This is a genomic window from Pseudomonas sp. (assembly GCF_037994325.1).
Taxonomy (GTDB): domain Bacteria; phylum Pseudomonadota; class Gammaproteobacteria; order Pseudomonadales; family Pseudomonadaceae; genus Aquipseudomonas.
In genome coordinates this window covers 1-12,822 of the sequence record NZ_JBBNAH010000754.1, presented here as the reverse complement: position 1 = coordinate 12,822, position 12,822 = coordinate 1, and the positions used below count along the sequence as shown (strand labels likewise).

5 protein-coding genes are annotated in these 12,822 nt (G+C 61.8%); all 5 read right to left on the bottom strand.

The annotated features are described in order from the left end of the window. On the bottom strand, positions 1 to 527 hold a 527-nt coding region (locus AAAB16_RS25360), incomplete at its 3' end, for a PAS domain S-box protein (protein ID WP_340665849.1). Continuing rightward, on the bottom strand, positions 524 to 715 hold the full coding sequence (locus AAAB16_RS25355) for a hypothetical protein (protein ID WP_340665848.1): 192 nt from the start codon (positions 713 to 715) through the stop codon (positions 524 to 526). The genes AAAB16_RS25360 and AAAB16_RS25355, both read right to left, overlap by 4 nt. A gap of 116 nt (positions 716 to 831) precedes the next feature. After that, entirely contained in the window at positions 832 to 9,462 is an 8,631-nt protein-coding gene (locus AAAB16_RS25350; RefSeq protein ID WP_340665847.1) for a glucoamylase family protein, read from the bottom strand. Between the two features lie 384 nt (positions 9,463 to 9,846). Next, the gene (locus AAAB16_RS25345) at positions 9,847 to 10,593 is read right to left on the bottom strand and encodes a Crp/Fnr family transcriptional regulator (RefSeq protein ID WP_340665846.1); all 747 of its coding nucleotides are present in this window, start codon (positions 10,591 to 10,593) and stop codon (positions 9,847 to 9,849) included. A gap of 162 nt (positions 10,594 to 10,755) precedes the next feature. Further along, positions 10,756 to 12,609, bottom strand: a complete 1,854-nt coding sequence (locus AAAB16_RS25340; RefSeq protein ID WP_340665845.1) for a DUF4105 domain-containing protein — start codon at positions 12,607 to 12,609, stop codon at positions 10,756 to 10,758. Positions 12,610 to 12,822 lie beyond the last annotated feature (213 nt).

The window sequence follows — 12,822 nt, the reverse complement described above, 5'->3', positions numbered from 1 at the left end:
CTCTTGAACTGGTCCACGTCGATAAACATCAACGCCAGTAGGCGGCGCTGGTCGGCTGCCTGGGCGATGGCCTGATGCACCAGGTCGGTAAACAGCACGCGATTGGGCAGCCCGGTCAGGTTGTCGTGGTAGGCCAGGCGGCGAATTTTGGCGTGTTCTTTATCCATCGCGGTAACGCTGTGGAGGATGGTGATCAAGTGAGTTACCGCGCCGTTCTCATCAAACACGGGCGACAGCGCTTGGTGCACGCGGTAACTGCTGCCGTCTTTACACCGCCCGGTGAACTCGCCGTGCCAGGGCGTGCCCGCCGATAGCGCCAACTGTTTCGCCTGTTGCAGCACCTGGCTCTTGCGATTGCTCAACATCGGTAGGGTGAGCATGCCCACCAGCTCGCGGCGGGTATACCCACACAAGATACTGGTGGCCGGATTGCACCACAGAATGGTGCCGTGCGCGTCGCAGATCAAAATGGCGTCGGTTGCGGCTTCAAAACTTTGACTGAGCAGGCGCGGCGGAAGGTTGTTCATACCGGCATGACCATGTGTACCTGGATCAGCTCGCGGCCGACGTCCAGCAAGGTTTGGTAGTGCGCTTGGTGGCCTGTGGAGGCCAGAAAGTGGATAAGAGTCGGGCTGTCGGCGGGTGCCGTGTTCTGATGGGTCAAGCGGATGATCGTTTGTGACTCACGGGCAACGACAAAATACGCATCAACCATGGGCTAGTCTCCGGTGCGGCGAAGGGTTTCGTGGAGACACGAGCAGGACTCGCGCACACTGACCGGCTGAACCCACGATGCCGGTTCAGCGCTGTACTGTCCGTGCGCTAGCCCACTTAGGTGCGCTGTGCCGACGGAGCGCTGGCTGGCCGGCAACACACCAGCCGCACCTGATGCTCGCGCCCATCATCCAGCAGGTTTAACACCTGCCCGTGCTGCAGCACACCGTCCACGTGCAGTGACCCGACGTCGCCAAGCACCTGTTCAACCTCGATCACATACAGCGCTGCGCCAAAGCGATAGCGCAGGCTGAAACCTGGCCATTCTTCTGGCAGCACCGGCTGCATGGCCAAGGTTGTGCCGCTGCGTTGCAAGCCCAGGAGCGATTCGACGATCAGCCGGTACATCCAGCCGGCCGAGCCGGTGTACCAGGTCCAGCCGCCCCGTCCGGCGTGCGGCGCAACGCCATAGACGTCGGCGGCCATTACATAAGGTTCGACCTTGTACACCGCCATGGCTTTGTCGCTGCCGTGGTTGACCGGGTTGATCAGGCGCAGCAGTTCCCACGCTCGGTCGCTATCCCCCAAGGCGGCAAAGGCCATGCTCGCCCACACGGCGGCATGGGTGTATTGCCCGCCGTTTTCGCGCACGCCTGGTACGTAACCTTTGATATAGCCGGGGTCGAGGGCGCTTTTGTCGAAGGGTGGATCGAGCAGTTGCACCAGGCCCACGTCGCGGCGCAGCAGGTGTTTTTCCAGGGAGTTCATGGCCGTGAGTTGGCGACCTGGGCTGCCGGCGGTGGAAAGCACCGACCAACTCTGGGCGATGGAGTCGATACGGCACTCCTCGTTGCTTGAGGAGCCCAGCGGCGTGCCGTCGTCAAAGTAGGCGCGGCGGTACCAGGCGCCGTCCCAGCCATGCTGTTCCAGGCTGCCGCGCAAGGTACTGGCGTAGCTTTCGCAGCGCGTGGCAAAGGCCTCGTCGCCGTGCGCCCGTGCCGTTGGCGCGAACTGCAGCAGTACGTGGTAGAGGAAAAAGCCCAGCCATACGCTTTCACCCAAGCCCTGTTCGCCGACGCGGTTCATGCCGTCGTTCCAGTCGCCGCCGCCCATCAAGGGCAAGCCATGCACGCCCTGGGTCAGGCCATGTTCGATGGCGCGCACGCAATGCTCGTACAGGCTTTCGCGCTGGCCTGAGTGGCCGGGTAGGTCGTAGTAGCTTTCTTCGCCGCTGTTGAGCAGACGGCCTTCGAGGTAGCCGACCTGTTCATCCAGCACGCTGTGGTCACCGGTAATGCGCAGGTAGCGGCTGGTGGCCAGCGCCAGCCACAGATAGTCATCCGAGCAACTGGTGCGCACGCCGCGGTCCTGCGGTGGGTGCCACCAATGCTGCACATCGCCTTCGATAAATTGATGGGCGGCACACAGCAATAAATGCGCGCGGCATTCGCGCGGGCTGGCGTGGAGCATGGCCATGCTGTCTTGCAGCTGATCGCGAAAGCCAATGGCCCCGCCGGACTGGTAGTAGCCGCTGCGCGCCCAGAAGCGGCAGGCGATGGTTTGATAGAGCAACCAGCCGTTGACCAGCACATCAATCTGCGGCTCGGGGGTGGTGACCTGCACCACGCCCAGGGTGCTGCGCCAATGTTCGCGCACCTGATTCAGCGCGTCCGTGGCCACCCGGCTGCCGCGCAATCGCAGGGCCAGGGCGGCGGCGCTGGCGCGGTTGTGCCCGGCACCGAGGCGGAAGGTCAGTTCCTGGCTTTCGTCTTCGGCTAGTAACACGTCGACGCGTATCGCTGCGCATGGGTCCAAGCCGCCGCCGGTGCGCCCGGATAAGCGGGTTTTGCTCATTGCCGCCGGTGCATTGAGGTGACCGTTGCGGCCGAGAAACTCGCTGCGGTCGCCCGTCACGGTGCGGTTTGGCCCCTCGACATCAAAGAAGCCGACGCGCCCGGGAAACTCGATGGAAAACGCATTGCGGGCGAACAGCACGCCACTGCTGGCGTCTTCCTCGCTGACCACATGCAGGGCCGACTTTTCCCGTAAGTCGCCCAATACCCAGGCCACATAACCGGTGGCCGATAGCTTGCGAGCACGGCCAGACAGGTTGCGGATTTTCAGTTGGGAAAACTTCACCGCTGCATCCAGCGCCACAAATACCCACAGCTCGGTTTGGATGCCGTCTTCTTCATGCTCGAACACGCTGTAACCAAAGCCATGACGGGTGACATAGTCGCCATTGCCGGCGCGTGGCAACGGCGTGGGCGACCAGAAGTGCCCGCTCTCTTCATCGCGCAGGTACAAGGCCTCGTCGCTGCCATCGGTCACCGGGTCGTTGTGCCAGGGCGTCAGGCGAAACTCATGGGCGTTTTCGGCCCAGGTGTAGGCGCCGCCGCTTTCACTGATCACCGTGCCGAAGTCGGGGTTGGCCAATACGTTGGCCCACGGTGCCGGGGTGACGCAGCCTTGTGCCAGGCGCATCACGTATTCACTGCCATCGGCATTAAAACCGCCGTGCCCATTGCCCAGTTGCAACGGTGTAGATGCGACGCCGGACGTGGCGACTTGCGGCCGGCGCACGCGCATTTTGCTGGCGAGAAAACGCGGCAATGGCGCTTCGGCGCGGCGTTTGTGCACCTGCTCGGCGAGGCTGCCACGGCTGTCGCTAAGCACCAGGCGGGCGACGGCGAGCATCAGTAAACGGTCTTCGCTGGACAACTGCTGCGCCGGCCGCACAAAGATGCCCCCCGGGCGATCCACCAGCGCCGCCTCGCTCCCGGAGGTGACCAAGGCCATGATCAAATCCTGCAGTTGCTGGCGATAACCCACCTGGTCTTCGTTCCAGATCACCAAGTCGACCGCCAGGCCTTTCTGCCGCCAATAGGCATGCGCCTGTACTAGCTGGCGGACCAATTCGATATTGGCCGGGTCGGCAATTTGCACCAGCACAATCGGCAGGTCGCCAGAAATCGCCTGGCCCCATAAGCCGGACTGGTTGCGTTGATTGCTGGTGAGCACGCTGTTGTCGGCGCGCAAGGCGGCGTTGGTGTAGAGAACGGCCGCGGCCATTTGCTCGAACAAACGCGCATCCGAGAGGGAGGCATTGAGCTGGCGCAGCAGCACCTGGCTGTGGGTCCAGGCCAGGCCAAATACACGGTCGGCCAAGTGCCGGTCGCGGTATTTGTCGATCAATTGCAGGCAGTGTTCGCGGCTTTCGCCGATGCCGGTGACCAGGTCGATAATGCCGGTCTGGCCGGGGTCTAGGGTGATGCGGCAACGGATCGCCACAATCGGATCGAGCACGGAACCGGCACTACCCGACAGGCGTTCGCCGCCGCTGTCCATGACCGCGGGATGGCTGAGGTTGCGGCCACGGCCGATAAACTGCGCGCGGTCGGTTTCGTAGGAAATCACATCAATATCCACACCATGGGCTGCGAGCAAATGGCACATCCACGGCGTGTGTTCATGGCTGGAACGCGGCCTGCGGCTGCACAAAATCGCCTGCAAGGGCGGCAGCAACTCGGTCTGGATAAACAACTTGCTAAACGCCGGGTGCAAGGCGTCGGCAGTCGGGTTAGCCAGCACCACTTCGGCGTAACTGGTCAGCTCAATGGTGCGCCGTACGCGGGCACGGTTGGTGATATGCAGGCGGCGCAGTTCGATGTCGTCTTCTGGTGATACAACGATTTCGGTATGGGCGTCAAACTCACGCTGGCGCACGCGGAACTCGGCGCGGGCGTCGGTAAAAATCGCCTCGTAACTGTCCACCGGTTGCAGCGTTGGTTGGTGCGCGCTGGACCAAAAGCTGCCGCTGGCGACATCCCGCAGGTACCAGAACTGGCCATGGTTATCGGCGCTGACGTCGGCGTGCCAGCGGGTAACCGCCAGCTCATTGCAGCGGCTGTAACCGCCACCGGCACTGCTGACCATCACGTGGTAGCGGCTATTGGAAAGCAGCTGCACCGCCGGGCGTTTACGGTCCGGGTCGGTGTACACGCGCAGCTTGGTTTCGGTCTGTCTTGCGGCGGCATCGGCGTTTGGCGCATTGGCCGCGTGCAGGTATTGCGCGGCGGTTTTTGGAATGCGTTCTTGCAACAGCAGGGCGGTGGCTTTGAATTGCGGATCGGACTCAAAGCGGCGTTGCATCGGCTGGTCGAGCAGCACGTAGGCCAGCGCCAATAGGCTCATACCTTGGTGGTGAACCATAAACGACTGCACTACGGCTTGGGTCTCGCCACGGGGCAAACGCGCGGGGGTAAAGTCCACCGCTTCATACAAGCCATACGCACCGGCCAGGCCCATGCCGGCAAGACGTTGCAGGTTTTTGCAGGCCGCTTGCGGCGCCACCATCAGGGCCAATACCGAGGCGTAGGGCGCCACCACAATGTCTTCGCCCAAACCGCGTTTCAAGCCCAGGCCCGGTACGCCGAAGGCGCGGTATTGGTAGTTGAAATGGGCGTCGAACACGTTATAGCCCGACTCCGACACGCCCCACGGTAGGCCCAGTGCGTTGCCATGTTCTATCTGCCGCGCCACGGCGGCCTTGCAGGTTTGATCGAGCAAGGTGCCGCTGTAGGTGGGCATCACCAGATTGGGCATCAGGTACTCAAACATCGAGCCGGTCCACGACAGCAACACTGGCTCGCCACCATTACTGGTGAGCAAGCGGCCGAGGGTAAACCAGCCTTCCTGCGGCAACTGGCCTTGGGCGATCACCACAAAGTTGGTCAGCCGCGCTTCGGAGGCCAGCAGGTCGTAGTAAGACCGGTCCAGGCGGTTTTCATCGGCGTTAAAGCCGATGGCAAATAGGTCGCGGCTGGATTCATAAAGAAAGCTGAAATCCATCTGCGCCAGATCGCCCGCTAGCTGGGCCAGGCGTTCCGCTGTGGCGATCCGGCGTATGGCGTAGTTGCGCGCGCTGGCGACTTGCGCTTGTTGCGCAGCTGGCCACAGTGCGCTGTCGAGCTGAGCCAACTGCGCCCAAGTCGCTGGCAGCATCGCCATGCCTTCGCTGCTCGTTGCCGGCAGGCGTACATCGGCCAACTCGCTGCTTAGGTCGTTGCAATGACTCAGGAGCAGTAGCAACCACTGCTCAGCCGCGCTTTGTGCCGGCGGTCTGCGCTGTTGCCAAAGCGCCAGGCTCTGGCTGAGCACGCGGTTAACGCCCTGCCAGCTGCCTTCCACATCCGCTGGCGGATCTGCTTGCAGGGCCGCCAGGGTTTTTTCCAGTGCCGCCAGGTGTTGCCCGTCTAAGCCCTCGCTTAACCAAGCGGCGCGCAGCACGGCCAGTGTATCGGCCAAGCCATTAAACAGACGCGGACCAACCAATGGCTGCTCCGCCAATTCCAACAAGCCCGGCCTCAGGGTTAGCAGCAGGCCGGCGAGGTTGCCGCTGTCGACCGTCGACACATAGTGCGGCGGCAGCGGCTTGAGGGTTTGCGTGTTGTACCAGTTGTAAAAGTGCCGACGGTAACGCTCCAGCCCCGCCATGCTATTGAGCGACTGCTCCATCCGTAGCAGCAGGCGCGTGGCACTCAGATAGCCAAAGTCATAGGCGGCCAAATGCGACAGCAAGGCCATGCCCATATTGGTGGGCGAGGTGCGGTGGGCGATCACCGCCACGGGCTGCTCTTGCACGTTGTCGGGCGGTAGCCAGTTGTCGGCTGGGCCGACATAACGGTCAAAAAATGCCCAGGTTTTGCGCGACAGCACGCGCAGAAACAGCAGCTCATCGCTGCTCGGCGCAAACGCTGTGCGACTGCGCGGTTTACTTAGCCACCAGGCGATGCACGGGCTGAGCCACCACAGCAGCAAAAACGGTGCGGCCACCAATAGGGCAGTGGGGCGCTGCGACAACAGCACGCCGACTACGGTGGCCAGCAGCGGCGCGCTCCACATCAAGCGGTACAGGCCGGGCAGGCTATTGCTGCTGGCGCGCTCCACTTCCCGCGAGGGGTTCCATTGCAGCAAACGCCGTTGGCTGATGCACATACGCCACAGCGTGCGGCTGATCGCATCCACGCTCAGCGCGGTTTCAAACGGTAACCAGACCAAGGCCAGCAAGGCGCGGCTAAAGTGCAGTGTGGAGGCCCACCAGGTTACGCGCAGGTGTTGTATCAGCGGAATGTCATGGGCCTTGCGCACCAGCTCCAGCAGCGAATTGAGCAGCGGCTGGGTCAGCACCAACAGCAGTACGGCAAAGGTCCATGACAGCGCCGAATCCAACGCCACCCAGCCCCACACCAACATCAACAAAAACGCCAGGGGCTCCAGGCTGCGGCGCAAGTTGTCGAGAATCTTCCAGCGCGCCAACGCATCCAGCCGCGAGCGCTCAATGCCGGTTGAGGTCTTGGGCACCCACGGCAGCAGCCAGGGCATCAGTTGCCAGTCGCCACGAATCCAACGGTGCCGGCGTTTGGAGTCGGAGCTATAGCGGGCCGGGTGTTCCTCATACAGCTGCACATCGCTGAGCAACCCCGAGCGCGCATAACTGCCCTCGATCAGGTCGTGGCTAAGAATGCGGTTATCCGGAAAACGCTCGGCCAGGGCCTGCTCAAAGGCATCCACGGCATAGATACCCTTGCCGATAAACGAGCCTTGCTGAAAGAGGTCCTGGTACACATCGGAGACGGCGCGGGTGTAAGGGTCGACGCCAGCATCGCTGCCAAATAACTGGGCATATAACGAGCGCGCCACGCTGGGCAGACTGATGCTCACCCGTGGCTGCAAAATGGCGTAGCCGGCGGTGATGCGTTGCAGTTTCGGGTCGTACACCGTCTGGTTGAGCGGGTGAGCCATGGCGCCGACCAGTTGCCGGGCGACATCGCGCGGCAGTTGGGTGTCGGTGTCCAGGGTAATCACATAGGTCACGTGCGGCAGCGCCTGGATATCGCCAACGATCAGGGCGAAGCGTTCGAACCCTTCGCCGCGTAGCACAGCATTGAGTTCGGCCAGCTTGCCGCGCTTGCGTTCATGGCCCATCCATACGCCTTCGGCGGCGCTCCAACGCCGCGGCCGGTGCAGCAGGTAAAAATAGCCAGCGCCGGTGGCGGGGTATTTGTCGTTTAGCGCGTTGATCAGCGTGCTGGCCAAGGTCAGCAGCGCGGCATCCTGCTCCAGCACTTCGCTAGGCGCGTCGATAAAATCGGTGAGTAAGGCGAAGTGCAGATTGGCGTCGCGGTTGGCGAGAAAGCGCACTTCCAAACCTTCCACCAGTTCTTCGACATCTTGGCTGGAGCCCATCAACGTCGGCACCACTACCAAGGTACGCGCACCGTCAGCGATGCCCTCGCTATAGTCCAGGCGCGGCAAAATGTTTGGCGCCACGGTCAGGGTCACCAGCCAATTCACCAGGCCGATGGCCAAGCGGCTGGTCATTACCAGGGCCGCTGCGCCGAGCAGCCATAACGCCACGCCGTCGAGGCCGTCGCTGCGCGCGGTGTGCACAAAGGGCCAGGCGAACACCAGGCTGAGCACCACCACGGGGCTGAGAAAAAACGTCAGCGGGGCTTTCTGCAACAAGCGTTGCCAGCTTTCGCTCAGGGTTGAGCGGGCGGCGAGTTGGCGTTCCAACAGCGCGCGGCCATCGCCGATCAGATAAAAACCGACATGCGCTTTGCTGCCCGGCTGCGCCACTTCGGCTGGGCTGGCGGTGGCCAGAGCGATAGCGGCGCGGGCCACCTGTTCTTCGCTGTGTTCACTGTTTTTCGCCAGGCGTTCGATCACATGGCGATAGTGGTCGCGGGTGGCAAAATCCATGCTGGCATAGACGTCGGCCGGATCTTCCCGCAACACCTCGTCGACCCGGCTTAAGCGTTCGACAAAACTGCGCCAGTCCACCGCTGCCAGCACCCGCAAGCTGCGAATACTGTTGCCGATAGACACCTGCTCGGCGGCCTGTTGCTGCGCATCAAGCTGCACCAAACGCTCAATGGTTAACCCGCTTTCGGCGAGCACTTGCTCAATCCAATTGAGCGGCAAAATCAGTGCGGCACTTTGCCCTTGTAAGCGCCTGGCCAACTCGGCCACAAACGAGCTGGTCATTGGTGGTTGCGAGCGGGCCATATCGGCCACCGTGAGCACCACGCTCTTGGCGTCTTGCTCCACCGTTTCGCTCAAGCGGTCGGCCCAATCATTGGCCAGATTACGGTCGGCCCAGTTGGCCATCACGCGTGAGGCCACGCGGCGCAGGTTATCGATCAAGGCCAGGCGTAGCATGATGGGGATGGCCCACAGCTCGCCCAAGGTCAGCGGTTCTACCGATTGGTAGGCCTGCAAAAAGCGCGTCAGGCTGTCGCTGTCGACCCGGCCATCGCCGTGGGAAATGGTCTCCAGGGCGATGTCGTAGACCCGTGGTAACCCCTTGGAAACACCGTTGGCCAGGCGCGGCAATTCACGGCTGTAACCGCGCGGCAAATGTTTGCGCGCGGTGCGAATCTGTTCTTCCACCAAGTAGAAGTTATCCAGCAACCATTCCGCCGCTGGAGTGGCGCGGCGGGTGGCCTGCGGCACCTCGTTGAGCAGCGCACAACTGCGCGCCAACAGGCTTTCGTTTTCCGTCAGGCGGGCGAGCAGGGTATCGGCGCTGGTGCCGCTGGCGAGCTGATGTTGGCTGGCCAACTGGCCGCCATGGCTGGCCATTTGTTCGGCGCTAAACAACTCGGCGCGTAGCACCGGCTCGTATTCAAACTTCGGTGGCGACGGACGTACAAACGCCGTTACCCGGTTCCATAGGCTGTTCATCAGTTCCTTGGCCGCCAGGCTTAACGCAACGGCTGGCGGTGATGACAAGCGACGCGAATGCGCGCCGCAGAACGGGCCAAAGCCCTGGAGACGGCCGAGCAGACAAGGCAGTTGGAAAGACGCCCGGCCGGCTCTCAGTGTGGGCGGCAGGGGCGGGGCTGTATGTCTGCTAGCGCACATAGCCGCTTGCACTGCCATTCCCGCGCAGGCGGGAATCCACAATAGGGCGTCGGATAGATTCGCGGCGGCTTATGCATTCTGGGTCCGCGCCTGCGCGGGGACGACGTGAGTTACCTGCGTGTATGGCGTTTGCTTTGGCGCGGTAAATTCCCGCAGGGTGATGCGCGCATTGTTGAACCGGACCTTAGCCCCGATGCTCCTCAGCTAAACGGCAGGCGGCCGAGGGGTATGCATATACGGCAACAACCGATCGGTTTCTTTCTTCACCACGGCATAACACTCGCAGCTCAGGGTTTCCAATTTGGGCCGGTCGAGGACGGTGATATGCCCGCGGCTGTATTCGATCACGCCCAAACGCTGCAGTTTGCCAGCTGCATCGGTTACCCCTTCGCGGCGCACGCCGAGCATGTTGGCGATCAATTCCTGGGTCATCAGCAGTTTGTTGCCGGGCAGGCGATCCAGCGACAGCAATAACCAGCGGCATAGCTGTTGGTCTATCGCGTGATGGCGGTTGCAGACGGCCGTCTGCGCCATTTGGGTAATCAAGGCCTGGGTGTAACGCAGCATCAAGTGCAGCATCTCGCCATGGCGGCCGAACTCGTCTTTCAGCCGCTGCGCTGCCAAGCGAAACGCCTGCCCGGCACTTTGCACCACCGCGCGGCTGGGCGTGCTTTCGCCACCCATAAACACCGACACGCCAATCAGCCCCTCATTGCCCACCACTGAAATTTCTGCCGAGGCGCCGTTCTCCATCACATACAACAGCGAAACGATGGCGTTGGTGGGGAAGTACACATTGCGCATGGCATCTCCCGACTCATACAACACTTCGCCCAGGGCCAAGGTCACCGGCTCCAAATGGGGGAAAAGGCGTTGCTGCACCTCATCGGGCAAAGCTGCCAGCAGATGGTTGCTATAGGGCGAGGGCGGTTGAGAAGAGCGTGTGGGCATGACGGCTACCTGGGAGAAAAGACGCAGGCGGCTGCCAACGCAATATGCGGCACCCACGCAGTGGGCGTTTGTTCGGCGCCTGTTTGGTACTTTGGTTCAGGTTTGTTTATACCGGCGATGGCGCTGTGCGGATGCACAACGCCAACTGCGCCGTGATTGACCTCAGTAGTGATACCACTTGAGCTCCAGGCTGACTTCATTTTGCGGCGCCGTCAGCTGGCTGAAGTCGCGCTTGGCCGAAAGCCGCAGGCCCAGATTGGTGGCGACCTCCCATTGCTGGTTAAGGCTCAAACTGCGCCGTACTTCACCGTTGCTAAAGTAATCGCCGCTGGCTTCCACGCTTAAATTGCCCAGCGGGTTATGCCAAAGCAGGCCGCTGTTGAAGCCGGCGGCCGGTGCAATAAACGCGGCAAAATCGCGGTTGTGTTCGATACGCACGGTGCCCAGGGCAAAGGCCAGGGTATCGTCATTCAGCGCCCAGGTGCCGCCCACGCCGCCATTGACATGGCTGACCAAACGCTCGTCGCCATCTTTGCCCAGTACCCGCGCAAGCCCGCTGGCGACTTGCCAAGACCACGGCTGCAGCAGCTCATTGCGTGGCGTGAGTGAACGGATATTGGCCAGGTCGAGGTTTTGCAGTTGCCAGTGATTGCCTTCGTATTGTCTGAGCTTGAGTTGCAGAATTTCGATCTGCGCGCCCAAGGGGAAGCCATACCCGTTGTCGTTAAGGTCGTGATAGGCCATGCGCAGGCCGTACTCGGCAAAGGCGCGGTCGTCACGGCTGCCGGCACCCACTTGCCAGGTACGCGATTGGTGGCCCTGTTCCGGTAAGCCTGGGCGTTCTACATCAAGGGGCGGTGGTGGATTGCGGTTGATGCTTTTCAGCAGGGCAAAGCTGCGTTGCGCGCTGGCCTGGTCGCGCTCGCCGCTGGTGGCGCGGTAACGCTGCAGGCGAAAGGCCGTGTCTTGGACCAACGCGCGGCGCTCGCTGGGCAACGTTAGAAAATCGGGGTTTTCCAGTTGCCCCTGGTCATCCGCCAGTTTTAACGCCCAGTGCTGTTCCTCGCGGCTAAGTGGTTTGGCTCGCGTCAGCAGCTCCCGTTCCCGTGAGGGGCGGTAGTCGATGCTCTTGACCAGGCCTGCGTCTTTAACCGCGCGTACGGTGTCGGTGGGGATGGCGGTGATGGGGAATTGCTCGGTCAGCGTCAGCCCAGGTCGGGCGATTTCCAGCAACTCCAGCAAGCGAAACGAGCAGTTTTCGTCGAAGAAGAAATAGTCGAAGCGGATTTGTTTGAGCTCCCATACATGCTCAACCATTCGCGCCGTTTCCGCCTGAGTCAGGTTTAGGCGGTATTCCCACAGGTCACGGTTTTCCAGGCTGCGGTATTCCGCCAGTTTTTCCCGGTAGGGCACCAGCGAGAACAGGCCGGGGTAGCCGCCGGCCAAACCTTTCCAGGCATATAGAATGCTGTTGTCCATGCCCTCGATATAGGCGCCGAAGTTGAGCGCGTAGCTGAGCAGGGCGGTGTTATCGCTATCGATATCGGCCTGGTCGATGCGCAGCAGGGTGTGGCCAAACATCGAGGACGGGCTATTCAGATAAGCGGCGGGGAAAATCAGCACGGCGCTGTCGGGCGCGATATCGCTAAACCATTCATTAAATTCAGCACACACCGGCGTTGGCAGGTCGTGGAGCTGCAACTGCTCGCGCAGCCAACGGGTGCGCGCCGGGTACACGCACTGGGCATGCTGGTCGCCGCTGTCGGGTGGGGCGTAGAGGGCTTTTAGCGTGGCGGCCAACTCGGCGTCGGGGTGGCTGGCGCCCTCTTTGGCGAGAAAGAATTTGCGGTCGTCGACATAGCTGCGCCAGCCGCCGAACTTGCCGGTTTCATAGTGGTTCAGGGCTATCCAGTACGGATCAACGGCCAGCGCCTGCACACGTTCTTGAGGGACCACGGGAGCGGCGTGTGCAACACCGCCAAGGCTTAAGGCCAGAGCGCATAAAGTCCGTTTCAAGAGAGTTGTTCTTCTTCTAAGGCGTGCTGGCAGCTTTGTCGTGACCCGCTTCAGTGTCAAGGCAACAACGCCTTGCCAGACAGAATCGGCCGGCGCCAGAATGGCCGCGAACGATGACTGCCCATCTGAACTAAGGATTTTCGATGCCTGATCCCGTTGCCAATGGCCTGCGCTTGGCGCCTGACGCGCTAACCCGTCCCTTCGATCCTAGTC

Bases quoted from the DNA above. Each gene is read 5' to 3' on its own strand.
- AAAB16_RS25355 (WP_340665848.1), bottom strand. From the start codon at position 715: ATGGTTGATGCGTATTTTGTCGTTGCCCGTGAGTCACAAACGATCATC.
- AAAB16_RS25350 (WP_340665847.1), bottom strand. From the start codon at position 9,462: ATGAACAGCCTATGGAACCGGGTAACGGCGTTTGTACGTCCGTCGCCA.
- AAAB16_RS25345 (WP_340665846.1), bottom strand. From the start codon at position 10,593: ATGCCCACACGCTCTTCTCAACCGCCCTCGCCCTATAGCAACCATCTG.